This is a genomic window from Neoaquamicrobium sediminum (genome assembly GCF_013240295.1).
GTDB lineage: Bacteria > Pseudomonadota > Alphaproteobacteria > Rhizobiales > Rhizobiaceae > Aerobium > Aerobium sediminum.
In genome coordinates this window covers 467,671-481,331 of the sequence record NZ_JABETK010000003.1, presented here as the reverse complement: position 1 = coordinate 481,331, position 13,661 = coordinate 467,671, and the positions used below count along the sequence as shown (strand labels likewise).

13 protein-coding genes and 2 pseudogenes are annotated in these 13,661 nt (G+C 62.4%); 4 read left to right on the top strand and 11 right to left on the bottom strand.

Annotated elements, in window-relative coordinates:
- Positions 1 to 201 precede the first annotated feature (201 nt).
- Positions 202 to 702, top strand: a complete 501-nt coding sequence (locus HK436_RS24970) for a hypothetical protein (protein ID WP_312860761.1) — start codon at positions 202 to 204, stop codon at positions 700 to 702.
- Between the two features lie 68 nt (positions 703 to 770).
- Here the strand turns inward: HK436_RS24970 and HK436_RS24965 are convergent.
- The 5 genes and pseudogenes from HK436_RS24965 to HK436_RS24945 form a co-directional block, all read right to left on the bottom strand.
- Positions 771 to 3,946: pseudogene (locus HK436_RS24965) on the bottom strand (efflux RND transporter permease subunit).
- Positions 3,943 to 5,352: an efflux RND transporter periplasmic adaptor subunit gene (locus HK436_RS24960; RefSeq protein ID WP_244649394.1), complete on the bottom strand. Its 1,410-nt coding sequence runs from the start codon at positions 5,350 to 5,352 to the stop codon at positions 3,943 to 3,945. The pseudogene HK436_RS24965 and the gene HK436_RS24960 overlap by 4 nt, the downstream one beginning before the upstream one ends.
- Positions 5,353 to 5,372: 20 nt before the next feature.
- Positions 5,373 to 5,768, bottom strand: coding sequence for a FixH family protein (locus HK436_RS24955; RefSeq protein WP_173194364.1), 396 nt, complete (start codon positions 5,766 to 5,768; stop codon positions 5,373 to 5,375).
- Positions 5,765 to 6,022, bottom strand: a complete 258-nt coding sequence (locus HK436_RS24950; RefSeq protein WP_206680589.1) for a hypothetical protein — start codon at positions 6,020 to 6,022, stop codon at positions 5,765 to 5,767. Before HK436_RS24950 ends, HK436_RS24955 begins: the two co-directional genes overlap by 4 nt.
- Positions 6,023 to 6,045: 23 nt before the next feature.
- On the bottom strand, positions 6,046 to 6,186 hold the full coding sequence (locus tag HK436_RS24945) for a hypothetical protein (protein ID WP_173193769.1): 141 nt from the start codon (positions 6,184 to 6,186) through the stop codon (positions 6,046 to 6,048).
- 305 nt (positions 6,187 to 6,491) lie between these two features.
- On the opposite strand from HK436_RS24945, the gene HK436_RS24940 reads away from it, so the two are divergent.
- The 3 genes from HK436_RS24940 (at position 6,492) to HK436_RS24930 (ending at position 7,760) form a co-directional block, all read left to right on the top strand.
- A complete protein-coding gene (locus HK436_RS24940; RefSeq protein WP_173194362.1) occupies positions 6,492 to 6,710 on the top strand; it encodes a hypothetical protein in 219 nt (72 codons plus the stop codon).
- Between the two features lie 178 nt (positions 6,711 to 6,888).
- A complete protein-coding gene (locus HK436_RS24935) occupies positions 6,889 to 7,335 on the top strand; it encodes a DUF411 domain-containing protein (protein WP_173194360.1) in 447 nt (148 codons plus the stop codon).
- Complete coding sequence (locus HK436_RS24930; protein ID WP_312860731.1) at positions 7,332 to 7,760, top strand: c-type cytochrome; 429 nt, start codon at positions 7,332 to 7,334, stop codon at positions 7,758 to 7,760. Before HK436_RS24935 ends, HK436_RS24930 begins: the two co-directional genes overlap by 4 nt.
- A gap of 7 nt (positions 7,761 to 7,767) precedes the next feature.
- On the opposite strand, the gene HK436_RS24925 is transcribed toward HK436_RS24930, so the two are convergent.
- From HK436_RS24925 to HK436_RS24900, 6 genes and pseudogenes are all read right to left on the bottom strand, one after another.
- Positions 7,768 to 8,265: a phosphatase PAP2 family protein gene (locus HK436_RS24925; protein WP_173194358.1), complete on the bottom strand. Its 498-nt coding sequence runs from the start codon at positions 8,263 to 8,265 to the stop codon at positions 7,768 to 7,770.
- A 140-nt stretch (positions 8,266 to 8,405) separates the two neighbouring features.
- Complete coding sequence (gene istB, locus HK436_RS24920) at positions 8,406 to 9,140, bottom strand: IS21-like element helper ATPase IstB (RefSeq protein ID WP_173194356.1); 735 nt, start codon at positions 9,138 to 9,140, stop codon at positions 8,406 to 8,408.
- Positions 9,141 to 9,145: 5 nt separating this feature from the next.
- Positions 9,146 to 10,641, bottom strand: a pseudogene (istA, locus tag HK436_RS24915) (IS21 family transposase); the annotation flags it as partial.
- Positions 10,642 to 11,007: 366 nt separating this feature from the next.
- Positions 11,008 to 12,246: a DNA phosphorothioation-associated DGQHR protein 1 gene (locus HK436_RS24910; RefSeq protein WP_173194354.1), complete on the bottom strand. Its 1,239-nt coding sequence runs from the start codon at positions 12,244 to 12,246 to the stop codon at positions 11,008 to 11,010.
- Positions 12,243 to 12,761, bottom strand: coding sequence for a hypothetical protein (locus HK436_RS24905; protein WP_244649393.1), 519 nt, complete (start codon positions 12,759 to 12,761; stop codon positions 12,243 to 12,245). Before HK436_RS24905 ends, HK436_RS24910 begins: the two co-directional genes overlap by 4 nt.
- Before the next feature lie 165 nt (positions 12,762 to 12,926).
- A complete protein-coding gene (locus tag HK436_RS24900) occupies positions 12,927 to 13,541 on the bottom strand; it encodes a recombinase family protein (protein ID WP_108610824.1) in 615 nt (204 codons plus the stop codon).
- Positions 13,542 to 13,661: the final 120 nt, after the last annotated feature.

Below are 13,661 nucleotides of genomic sequence, written 5' to 3'. Positions count from 1 at the left end.
TCTTCGGCGGGACAGGCGACGATGTCGTCTTCGCCGCAATGGACGGCGCGGATGACGTTTACGATGGCGGCTGCGATTACGACACGGTCGAAGCTTCCATTTCCGAACTCAAGTTCGCGATGGAAACCGAACGCGCAACATGCGAGTTCGGGTCGCCTGGCGGCGGCGCAAGGGGGTGCAGCCATCGCGCGAGGGGGCGACGTGCTCGACTATTCGGCCGCCAACGAGACTTTGCTGATCGACCTCGCCGACGGTCGGGCCAGCGGCATCGAAATCGGCTACGACACGATCATGGGCTTCGAGACCGTGATCGCAGGATCGGGCGATGACCATTTCGTTGTCGGTCCGACCGCAGTGTCGCTTTATGGCGGGGCTGGAGAGAACCTGTTCGAGTTTCGCGGCCCGGGCGAGGAGGCGGCCCGGCAACTTGTCTTTGATGTCCACGATTTCAAGGCCGGCGACCGCGTCCGGATGGACAAGTATGACCTCTTCGAACGAGTCTTCGACGACCTCGAGGACCAGTTCGAGAAGGTTTACGGCGACAAGGTCGATGAAGAAGACTTCGCCGTGCGCACGCGTATTGAAGAGGTTGACGGCTACACGCGGACCCTCATCGAGGCGGATTTCAACCGCGACGACACGTACGAGACCACCGTCGTCATCGACGGGCGCTACGTTCTCGCCGTTGTCGAGACCGCTTGACCAGGTCAACCCGCTGCGTCCGGCCGCATATTGCTGGGTTCCAGCCCCGAAGAGCAGGCTCGCGTCGGTCATGCAGCCGTCCGGGCGGGATCGGCGGGTATCGCGAATTTGCTGCCGGACCTGGATGGAATGCCTTCCCTTAAGCTCCATCCCTTGACAAGCGCGTACACCGCCGGGATGACGATCAAGGTCAACAGCGACGACGAAACCATGCCGCCGATCATGGGCACCGCGATCCGCTGCATGATCTCGGACCCGGCCCCCGTGCTCCAGAGGATCGGCATGAGGCCTGCCATGATGGCGACTACGGTCATCATTTTCGGGCGCACCCGCTCCACAGCGCCGACCATGATCGCCGCGCGCAGGTCCGCGGCCGAAAACTCCCGACCTTCGGCCTCGCACCTTGCCTTTGCTTCGGATAGTGCGTGGTCCAAGTAGATCAGCATGATGACCCCTGTTTCCGCGGCGACGCCCGCCAAGGCTATGAAGCCGACGGCGACCGCGACCGACGTGTTGAAACCGAGCCACCACATAAGCCAGACGCCTCCGACGAGGGCGAAGGGCAGCGACAGCATGACGATAAGAGTCTCGGTCGAGCGGCGGAAGTTGAGGTACAGCAGAAGGAAGATAAGACCCAAGGTGAGCGGGATCACGATCTTGAGGCGCTGCGCCGCGCGTTCGAGATACTCAAATTGGCCGCTCCATCCGAGAGAGTAGCCTGCGGGCAGATCCATGGACTGCCCGACTGCCTCTTGCGCCGCCGCGACATATCCGCCGAGATCGCGTCCGGCGATGTCGACGAAAATGTAGGCCGCAAGACGCCCGTTCTCGGTCCGGACCGAGGTCGCGCCGCGGGTAAGCCGGACCGTTGCCACTTCGCCGAGCGGAACCGCGCCCCCGCCGGGAAGGGCGACCTCGACCGTGCGGGCGATGGATTCCGGATCGCTCCGCAGGTTCCTTGGATACCGCATCGTCACGCCGTAGCGTTCGCGGCCTTCCACCGTCGAGGTCACGACTTGCGCGCCCAATGCCATCGACACCACGTCCTGGACGTCGGCGACCGAAAGGCCGTAGCGGCCGAGCGCGGTTCGGTCGGGTTCGATGTCGAGATAGTAGCCGCCGATGACACGCTCGGCATATGCGCTCGACGTTCCGGGAACCGTTTTCAGGACGGTCTCCACCTCGCGGGCGACGCGTTCGATCCCCTCGAGGTCCGGCCCGAAGACCTTGACGCCGACAGGCGTCCTGATGCCCGTGGCGAGCATGTCGATCCGTGCCCGGATCGGCATCGTCCAGGCGTTCGCGACACCTGGGAACTGAAGCGCCGCGTCCATTTCGGCCTTGAGGCTCTCCACCGTGACGCCCGCCCGCCATTCCTCCTCGGGTTTCAGGTTGATGATCGTCTCGAACATCTCCGTGGGCGCGGGATCGGTTGCCGTCCCGGCGCGACCGGCCTTCCCGAATACCGACTCGACTTCAGGGAAGGATTTGATGATCCGGTTCTGCACCTGCATCAACTCGGCGGCCTTGGTCACCGAGAGCCCCGGCAACGTCGTCGGCATGTACATCAACGTGCCTTCGTCAAGGTCGGGCATGAATTCGCTGCCGAGCTGTCGCGCGGGCCATACGGTGGCGGCGAGCACGAGTATCGCGACGAGGATCGTCGCGCCCTTCGCCCGCAGGACCGTCTGGATGACAGGTCTGTAGACGGCGATCATGAAGCGGTTGAGGGGATTGCGGTGTTCGGGAACGATGCGGCCCCGCACGAAGAAGACCATCAGGGCGGGAACGAGCGTCACGGAAAGAAGCGCGGCAGCAGCCATTGCGAAGGTTTTGGTGAACGCGAGCGGTGCGAACAGCCGTCCTTCCTGCGATTCGAGGGTAAAGATCGGCAGGAAAGAGACGGTGATGATCAGCAGGCTGAAGAAGAGCGCGGGACCGACCTCGGAGGCGGCCTCGATGAGTACTTCGAGCCGCGGCTTGTCCGGCTGCGCCCTCTCGAGGTGCTTGTGCGCGTTTTCGATCATGACGATCGCCGCGTCGATCATCGCGCCGATCGCGATCGCGATGCCGCCGAGGCTCATGATGTTGGAACCGAGCCCGAGCATCTTCATCGCCGCGAACGACATGAGGATGCCGACGGGGAGCATGATGATCGCGACCAACGCGCTGCGGACATGGAGGAGAAAGACGATCGTCACGAGCGCGACCACGATCGATTCCTCGACCAGCGTCGTCTTGAGCGTCGCGATCGCCGCCTCGATGAGTTCGGACCGGTCATAGACCGGAACGATGTCGGTTCCGGGCGGCAGGCTGCCCTTGATCGCCGAAAGGCTGTCCTTGACGTTGTCGATCACATCCAGCGCGTTCGCCCCGAAGCGTTGTATGGCGATGCCGCTGGCGACTTCGCCCTCGCCATTGAGCTCCGTGATCCCGCGTCGTTCGTCGGCGACGATTTCCACGCGCGCGACATCGGCAAGCCGGAGCGGCACGCCGCCTTCGGCGATCAGGGCGATGTTTTCGAGGTCGCCCACACCCTGGAGGTAGCCGCGCCCGCGCACCATGAACTCGAATTCGGAAAGCTCTACCGTGCGTCCGCCGACGTCGATGTTGCTGTCGCGCACGGCCTCGGCGACGTCGCCGAGCGTCAGGCCGGCGGTTCGCAGCCGCGCGGGATCGATAACCACGGAATATTGCTTGACGAACCCGCCCACGCTCGCGACTTCGGCGACGCCGTCGGCCTCGGCAGCGGCGAACCGCACCACCCAGTCCTGCAGCGAACGCAACTCGGCCAGCGTCAGTTCTTTCGCGACCACCGCGTACTGGTAGACCCAGCCCACGCCAGTCGCATCCGGTCCCAGCGTCGGCGTCACGCCGCCGGGCAGGCGGCTTGCGGCCGCGTTGAGGTACTCGAGGACCCGGCTTCGGGCCCAATACGGATCGGTGCCGTCCTCGAAGATGACGTAGACGAACGACACCCCGAAAAACGAGAACCCCGGACCACCTTCGACTGTGGCACCGTGAGCATCGCCGTCGTCAAGGGATAGGTGACCTGGTCTTCCACGACTTGCGGAGCCTGCCCCGGATGCTCGGTGAACACGATCACCTGGACGTCCGAGAGGTCCGGTATCGCGTCGAGGGGAAGCGTACGCAGCGCGTAAAGCCCTGCCGCCGAGGCGAACAAGGCCGCGAAGACGACTAGGAACAGGTTTCGTGACGACCAGTCGATGACGCGCGCGATCATTGCTCTGTCACCTCCGGCTCAAAGGCGCTGAAGGCGGCATTGAGGTTGCTTTCGGCGTCGATGAGGAAGTTCGCCGCGACGACCACGGACTCTCCCGCCGAAACGCCTTCCAGGATTTCGGTCCGACCGCCGCCTCGCGTGCCGATGCGCACGTCGCGGGGTTCGAAGCGTCCTTCGCCAAGGTCGACGAACACGGTCTGGCGAATTCCAGTGTCGATGATCGCCGCGTCGGGCACGTTGACGGTTTCGACGTTCGCCTTGCCGTCGATCGTGACGTCCGCATACATGTTCGCAAGGAAAATGCCGTCGGGATTGGCAAGTTCGATCCGGACCTGCGTCGTCCGCGTGCGCGCGCGGATTTCCGGGTAGAGCTGATCCACCCGGCCTTGAAATTCCTTTCCGGGAAGACCCCGGATGCGCACGGCGCTCTTCGCCCCGATGGCGACATCGGACGCAAGGTATTCGGGCACGTCGGCGATGACCCAGACCCGCGACAGGTCGGCGATACGGAACAGGACTTGGCCCGGTGCCGCCATCATGCCCGGCACGGCGGACCGTTCGAGAACGACCCCGCCGAGGGGAGCGGTGACGACGATGCTTTCGGGTACGGCCCGGCTCGCCTCCATCTCGCTTATGACGGCGTCGGAGACACCGAGGTTCTTCAGGCGGAGGCGGCTGCCGGACATCGCCTTGGCGGGGACGCCGCTGCTCAGATCGAGAAGGAATTGCGCGCCTGCGACAGCGACGTCGCGGGAATAGACACGCATCAGTTCGCCGCCGGCCTCGATCCGGTCGCCGGTCGTCACGTCGGCGACGGTCTCCACGAATGTCTCGACCCGCGGCGACACGACGCTGACCAGCCGTTCGTCCAGCGCGACGCTGCCCGGGACGTCGATGGACCGGTTTACGACTCCGAGCGCCGCTTTTTCGGTTTTCACGCCGGTGCGCTGGACCTTGCCCGTCGAGATCCTTATCGCCGAATCGTCCTGCCCGTCGCCCTCGTAGACTGGAATATAGTCCATTCCCATCCAGTCCTTCTTCGGCACGGGCGACGTGTCGGCCAGTCCCATCGGATTCCGGTAATAGAGGATCTCTCCGTTATCCGGCGACGTGGATGCTGATTTGCCCGGCGGGACAGGGCCGCCTTCTCCGAGCATCACGTCCTCATCCTCGTAAACCGGAACGAACGGGGTGCCCTCAGCGGTCTTTGTCGCGACCGCCGAATAGGCCGCCTTACCGTCCGGATGACGGTAGTAGAGGATTTTGCCCCTATCGCCTTCAGGGTCATTGGCCTGCTTGACGCTTTGCGCTGCATCGACGCGGGCAAACGCGGCCAGACTTTCAAACCCACCTTGCCGTCCCGCCCAAAAGCCCGCGCTTGCGCTTGCCGCGACGAGCAAGATCATCGCCGTTATCCTCGCCGTCTTCATGGCTGAACCTCCAAAGACAGTTCCGCCGTCACCGTCGCCGTTTCACCTTGGACCTTGGCGGCGATCTGGAGACGCCAGTTGCCTTCCATCATGAAGTCGGCGCGAAAGCGGTAGCGCCCGTCGCCAAGTTCCTCGACCGGCTGCAGGGTGGCGGTCATCGCCGCCATTCCGTCGGGAGCCATGTCCAGCCGGAGAGCGTAGACGACCGCAGCTTCGACCGGTTCTCCGTCGGCATCGACGAGTCTCAGCGTCACCGGCGTGTCGCCCACCATCGCGGTGGCCTCGACGATTTCGAACGTGTAGTCGCTGGCAGCGGCGAGGAGCGACGGGATCGGGAATGTTGCCCCGGCAAAGCCCGCGATTGCAGCCAGGAGGGCGAGCGGTTTTTTCATCGCGTGTCCTCGCCGACGCTCGTTTGCGGTGGAGACTGGACCTTCATGCACAGCCCCAGCGCGCACAACGCCGCGCAGGGCAGGGCACCCAACAAGAATGGGGCAAGACCGGCGGCCGCGAGCCAATTCCAGTTAAGGGCGACGCCCGTTGCGGTGGCGACAACTCCCGCGACCATAGGCCACCGTGGGCGCAGGCGCAGCGAACCGTGGCCGCCTGCGGCAGGCGCGGGCCGGTGATATTCGATCATTTTCATGGGTCTCTTTCCCGAGAGTGCGTCTAGCGCCGTGTTCCGTCGCGCAGATACTTGACCAGTGCTGCGGCAACGAGGACGAGGACGATGAAGGCGAGAAGCCAGAAGGCGCTCATTCCCCACATCATCATGCCCATGCCGCCATCCATTCCGTTCATGTCCATCATGTGAATGTTCCTTGCGGAGCGCAGCCGCACTCGGCGCGCCAAATCCCAGCTTTTGTCCACCGACGCGAGCGTTCGGCTCGGCGCGTCAGGGAACTCACTCGATCAACCGGATGATGCCAACCGCGAAACCCGGACCCGAAGGAACAGCGATTTCGTCGAAGGAAACTTTCGGCGATTCAGACCATCAGGCAGAGCGACGGGGAGGGAACGGGTCGGGCGTACGGGCGATGCCGAACGAAATCGGGGCAGGGGTGAGATCGTGCGAAACGCGCGGCGAGGGATCGGCTTCGGCGGCTTGGAAAAGGATGGTCGCACAGGCCGAAGCGCACGCCGTCATGCAGGACGGTTCGGACATTCCGGCGACATCGTTGCAGTCGTCGCATGCCGCCATGTCCATCGCCATCATGGACGATGTGCCCATGTCGACGGACATCGATGCTGCGGCTCCAGGCTGCACGGAGGCCGCCGCCGCGAACGCGACGACGAGAAACAGGAGCAGGGATCTGGTCCAGTTGCGCATTTGACGACGCTAGCCCAAGGCGACGATGCTGTCCATCGCTCCGAGCCTGCCTTACAAATATGTAAGGTGGAGCGGGATTGACCTCATGGGCGGACTGCCGCACTCCTGAATGGAGTGCCCTTGGGCGGGGTGCGTTCCATACGGGCCCACGTATCCTTGCCCATAGAGAGACGGAGACAATCATGGCAATTCGCAAACTCATGCTAACCCTCGCGGCCGCCGGCGCGGTGCTGGCCGGAACCCCCGCGATGGCGGCCGTCCTGGAGGTCTATAAGACGCCGTGGTGCGGTTGCTGCACCGCCTGGGCTGAGGCGTTTCGCGCCGCCGGCTACGACGTTCAATTGACGGACATGGAAGACCTGACCGACGTTCGTGAAGAAGCGGGCGTTGCCGAAGAGCTCCAGGGCTGCCACACGGCCGAAATCGAAGGATACTTTGTGGAAGGTCACGTGCCGCTCGAAGCGGTCGCGAAGCTTCTCGAGGAACGCCCCGCCATCCGCGGATTGGCCGTGCCGGGGATGCCGTCCGGCTCCCTCGGTATGGGCGATGATCCGGGAGCGGCCTATGACGTCGTTGCGGTCGATAACGACGGACGTACGTCCATCTACATGAGTGTCGGCAAGCGGTGAACCCGGCCCTTTGTCGGGTCGCTATCCTGGCAATGGCGGCTTTCGCCACCGGATCGTCGCTCGTCCTCGGTCCGCTTCTTCTGGAACGGCGACACCTCCAGACGGGCCGTGAGGTCTACGCGGCTCATTGCGCATCCTGTCACGGAACCAATCTGGAAGGCCAACCGAACGGGCAGGTCCGGAGCGCGGATGGCCTGCTGCCCGCCCCGCCGCACGATGAAGACGGCCATACCTGGCATCATGATCGGGAGCTTCTTGTGGCGATAACGAAATACGGCGTCGCTGAAGCGGCCGACCTCGAAGATTATCGCTCTGCCATGCCTGCCTTCGACGATGTTCTGGATGACGGCGAGATCGAAGCCGTCATCGACTGGATGGCCTCGACCTGGCCGAACGAAATCCGAACGCGGTGGGAAAATCACTAGGCGCGGCCTATCCGCGCGAAGCGGCTTTGCCGAAACCGAATGCCAGTCGATGGGCTGCAGAAATCCAAATCACCGCGAACAGCCATCCCGCGAGAACGTCCGACGGCCAGTGCGTTCCGAGGAAGACCCTGCTCGCGCCGACCGCGAAGACGATGGCCAGGACGATCGCCAGGACCAATCGTCTCAGCCTTGGGTCGCGGGGCTCCCACAAGACCAGTATCGTCAAGGCGAGAAGTAGCGACAGCACGGCGTGGCCGCTCGGAAAGCTCGTGGCGGCCATCGCGTCTGACCCCGGCAGGTGATGGGGCTTCGCCGTGGCGAAGGCCGCCTTCGCGATGTAAGCAAGGGCCGCGCCGCCTGCCAATGCGAGGAATGCGAACCAGGCCCGGGACAACTCCTCGCGAACGAGGAGGATGGTCACCAAGGCCGCCGATATCGGTACCACGAAAGGCGGGCTTCCCAGGACCGTGAACATCCAGGCCAGCCAGAAAAACATGCCGGACATGTCAATCGGCTCGGAATGGGGACCCTGAATCGGCGTGCAATCGGGACCCCCTCGTAGGGCTCGACGGTGAGCGCCCGACCGGGTGGAGCTGGTCGGGGTTGCGCAGCCCGGTCGGGCGCGTGGGTTGAGCTTTCCTGGCTTTAGCTTTGAGATCGGTTCTTGAAGCGCCAGGATTCGTTGCCGGTTTCGATGATCTCGCAGTGATGGGTGAGCCGGTCGAGCAGAGCGGTGGTCATCTTGGCGTCGCCGAAGACGGCGGGCCATTCGCCGAACGCAAGGTTGGTGGTGACGATGATCGAGGTGCGTTCGTAGAGCCGGCTGATCAGGTGGAAGAGCAACTGTCCGCCGGCCTGGGCAAAGGGCAGATAGCCGAGTTCATCGAGCACGGCGAAGTCGAGCCGGGTGAGGTAGTCGGCGAGGCGTCCCTGCTTTCCGGCACGGTGCTCGGTCTCGAGGCGGTTGACCAGATCGACGACGTTGAAGAAGCGGCCGCGGGCTCCATTGCGGATGAGGGAGCGGGCGATCGCGATGGCCAGGTGCGACTTGCCCGTGCCGGTGCCGCCGATGAGCACGGCGTTGCGCTGGTCGGCGACGAAGGCGCCGGTGGCGAGGTCGCGCACGAGCGTCTCGTTGACGGGCGTGTCGGCGAAGTCGAAGTCGTCTATGTCCTTGGCCAGCGGCAGCTTGGCGACGGTGAGTTGGTATTTGATCGAACGCGCCTGCTTCTCGGCGATCTCGGCCGACAGCAGGTCGCCGACGACCCTCGGCGGCTCGTGCTGGCGCTTGATGGCGGTGGCCATAATCTCGTCGTAGGCGCTGCGCATGCCGTAGAGCTTCAGCGTTCCCATCAGGTCCAGAACCTGGGTGCGTTCCATCAGCTTGCCCTCCTGAGACTGTCGTAGCGAGCGCAGTCGGCCTGCGGCTCGTGTCGCAGACGCAGCGCGTCGGGTGTGAGGATGGTGACGGCCGGCGCCGGATCGCGACGCCGGGCCAGGATGTTGAGTATGACAGCGGACGAGCAGACGTTCTCGGCAAGCGCCTGCTGGCACGCGCGGTCTCGACGGCATCGAGCCCATCCGCCAGCACCGCCGTCAGGATCGCCACCATCTGACGGTCGCCGTCGTCAGCGGCCTTCAGCCGGCGCCTGACCCGATCCATCGCCGGCGGCAGTTCCCAGCCCTGGAACGGCGCACCGTTGCGCAGCGCTCCGGGCTTGCGGGCCAGCACCGGAACGTAGTGCCATGGATCGTAGACCGTCTGGTTGCGGCCGAACGAGCGGGCATGCTCGCCCACGATCCTGCCGTCCTGGCGCACGACGATGCGGTCGGCGTAGGCCTGGATCTCGACCGGGCGGCCGACCGCGGTCGAGAGTACCGAGTACTTGTTGTTGTCGAAGCGCACGGTGCAGGTCTTCGACACCGAGGCGGGAACGCTATGGAATCCGTCGAAGGGGCCGCGATACTCGACCAGCTTGCTCCGTTCCTCCTCGAACACCTCCCAGATCGTGCGCTCCGGCTGGTCGACATGGCGGTGAGCCTTGGCATAAGCGACGCACCTGTCGAGCAGCCAGGCATTCAGCTCCTCGTAGCTCCTGAAGCGCAGCCGCGGCGTGAAGAAGCGCTCGCGCACCAGGCCGACCTGGTTCTCGACCTGACCCTTCTCCCAGCCCGAGGCCGGCGTGCAGGCGACGGGCTGCACCAGATAATGGCTGCACATCTGCAGGAAGCGGCGATTGTATTGACGGTCCTTGCCGACGAAGACCGTCTCAACCGCCGTCTTCATGTTGTCGTAGATGCCGCGCGTGCAGGCGCCGCCGAAGAAGGCGAAGGCCCGGTCGTGGGCGTCGAACACCATCTCCTGCGTCTCGCGCGGATAGGCCCTGACGAACATCATGCGGCTGTGGCAGAGCCGGACATGGGCCACCTTCACCGTCACGGTGACGCCGTTGATCAGGACGATCTCGTGGCTCCAGTCGAACTGGTAGGCGTCACCCGCCGGATAGAACAGCGGCACGTAGGCCTCGGCCATGGCCCCACCGCGAGCCTTCTCCCGGCTCTTGGCGTAGCGCCGGATCGCGTCGTAGCTGCCATCGTAGCCCAGCGCCCGCAGTTCCTCATAGATGCGGATCAGCGTCAGCCGTTCGCGCTTCTGCTTCGCGTCGTTGCCGTCCAGCAGAGCATCGAGCCGCGCCTGCCATGGGCCGATCTTCGGCTTCGGCTGGTGCTGACGCTCATACCGGAACTCGGTCGCATCGGAACGAAGCACCTTGCGGACCACCTTCCGTGATATGCGCAACTCGCGGCAGATCTCCTTGATCGACTTCCCCTGCACCAGCGACAGCCGGCGTATCTTCGCAATCGTCTCCACGACCAACATCCAAAACAAATGCCTCCGATCAAACCGGAGGCAGTGTGAAACACCTGCCGTTACAGGGGTCCCGTTTGGATGCCGATCACCCCTGAAACGGGGTCCTTATTCCACGCCGAAACACACCCTTCCGGACACCGGCTATTCCGACCTCTACGGAAACTGCATGGTCAACGAGACTCTGCCATCCCTGGCTTTTGGGATGAAAACCTGCTCGTTAGGTCCAGCCTTCGTGAGTGTCTTCTTTGGTCGCGACGGAGAACGGGCCGACCGCCGCGCTATCCAAAAAGCTGGCGGCGGTCGGCCCGTTTGACCTAAACTTGACGCCTGTCGGCTGAGATGCGCGGTGTCCGATCTTCCAGGCGAGGAGCCGTTCTAAGCGACCGATCCAATCGCATCCTCAAGTGCCCTTCGAATTATCGAACGCCCTGAGCCAGAGGCGTTTTTGTAGGCATCTGCGGAAAAGTCGATGTCTGCTGCCCGAGACAGATAATCCTGGAAAAATTCCTGCTTGACGTTCTTTTCCTTCAAGGCGGCTGCGGCGAAGACGCGTCGGAGCAGATCGAACAGGGCTTGAACACCCACGGTGCGTACAATGAAAGAATTCGCCGGTGCCTTTGACCAGAACACGGCGTCGCACGCCTTCAGGTAATTGAGAACCAGCGTGTAAATGAGGTTGTCGTTCGCCTCAATATAGTAAGTGCGTAACACCGATTTGTCCTTTGGCCCTTCTTGCAGAACTTCTCGGGTGTTGCGCGTCGGCGTTAGCATCAGCTGCGTGTCGCGCTTGGGGTTCGAAGAAAAAAGCCGCATAATCCCCTCGACAACAACCGCAGTCGAAACCCTCCAGTTTCCTTGGCCGCTGATTTCCTTGAGAGCTTCGTCTTTTTGGGGAGCAATCACGATACGCCCTTTCAACGGCGAACCGTTCTCGGTGCCAAGCTTGCGGGTCAGAAACACCGCCAATTTGTCAGGTGACCAGTATTGTGGCTCTTCCTCGTCGATGTTGTACCCGAACAATTCGTAGGTCAGGCTCTTGTCGACGGGCTTCTGTGTCGAGTTAATGGTCGCGAAAAGCTGCGCTTGGTATGGCTTTGGCAGGTCGAGGAAAACTGAGCACAGCAAATTCATATCCAGTCGTTCTGGACGGTCGGTCTCGGCGAAAGCGAACAATCTATGCTGCCCGTCGATCACCGCAGCTAGTTTTTCGGCTGTTGGAATCGTTAAGGTATACCCGCCGCACTCGTCTTCGATCACGCTCCATCGCTTCGAGATGATTGCGGGCATATTGCCGGCGTTCTCCTCATCGAGAGGCTCGTCTTCCTCAATCAGACCGTCCTGCCTGTAATTAGCTGCAAGAATAATAGTGTTGGGGAAGCCAGAATCCTCACGATCGATGTATCTGGCTATCTGCGCCAGCCGCTTTGACTGCATAATCCGCTGTGTTGCCTCAACAGTGTAACCAACACCGTCGGCTTTGATTTTCGCTTGCATCGCATCACTGAATGCCACGCTGAGCAACACATTTGCAGGGACAACAGCAGCGAAGAATTGATAGAGCGGCTGCTCGACGAGAATGGCTTTGGTGGTGAAGGGAAAGGTTGGGGTGCTCATGTCTGGAAACCCTGCAGGCTTCCCTGAGGCTTGGTATCCGGGTCGCCTCCAAGTGGCGTCGTATCATCAATGTCGTCGTTGAAGGCGGGGTCTTGGCCACTGGTCAGCCACCACATAAAGATCGCCAGCACGCATCCCAGTGCCGCCCCACCGAACGCATATGTAGGATCCTCCGGTTTCGCAAAGCCAAGCCACACCGCGATGGCGGCGAAAGCGAAGCAATACGCAATCGAGAATGCCTTCAAAGGCTTCTGACCCTCTCCGAAGAGGAGTTGTAGCGCTGACGATCCTGCAAGTGCCGGAAAGAATGTCAGGAGCGCGGTATGGACGCCCTCCGCTGAACTGCCTGCCCGGGACAACAACAGCGGCAGAAGTTCATACCAAACCCCGAATCCACCACAGAGAATAACGCCGGTGATTAGGTATATCCAAAACGTGAAATGTCCAATCGGCTTTAACAATCGACGCCGCAATTCCCGACCCAAATAGGTCAGACCACCGGAACCCTGATACAATGACGCCTCCCCCAGGCCGAAGCGCTATTCCTTGTTTATCTTCACAATATACCACAAGTGAACATCGTCCTTGCCTTTGTCGACGAGCTCGTGACCATCGGAACTGACCATATGCGGTATGTCGATTTCGGCAAGTGGGGGTCGTTTGCGGGAGGGGGCGAAATCCTACGCTAAGCCGAGGACACGCTTTCCGTAGTTCCTGAGTTCGCCGTTCGGGCCGACATAGCGGTAGAGGGTGACGCGCTCGATCCCCAGTTCCTTGCACAAATTGGAAACGGACGTGTCGCGTTGCGCCATGGCGGCTTGCGCGAGGCGCACCTGAGCTTTGGTGAGGGCAAATTTTCGACCGCCCTTGCGTCCGCGCGCCCTTGCGGCGGCGAGACCGGCCATGGTGCGTTCCCGGATCAGATCCCGCTCAAACTCGGCCAAGGTGGCGAAGATACCGAACACCATGCGGCCGGATGCGGTTGTGGTGTCGATCTGCGCACCCTTTCCGGTCAACACCCGCAGGCCGATCCTGCGTTCTGACAGATCCTTCACGGTGTTGACCAGGTGGGCAAGCGACCGTCCGAGGCGATCGAGCTTCCAGACCACCAGCACATCGCCTTCGCGCAAGGTTTTTAGGCAGGCGGCCAGGCCAGGCCGATCATCCCGAGCGCCGGAAGCGCGATCCTCATAGATGTTGTCCTGTTCGACACCGGCGGCGCGCAGATCGTCGTGCTGCAGGTCGAGGGACTGTGAGCCATCGGCTTTGGAAACGCGGGCATATCCGATCAGCATGTTTCTTAAACGTTGGTTTGAGGCGGCGCGCCGGCCACGATTGCATCGGTCTCTAGAAATGTATCTCAACCAGCTTCATAAACAAAGCATCTTGAACATCATCAAATTTTGAAAAAGGAA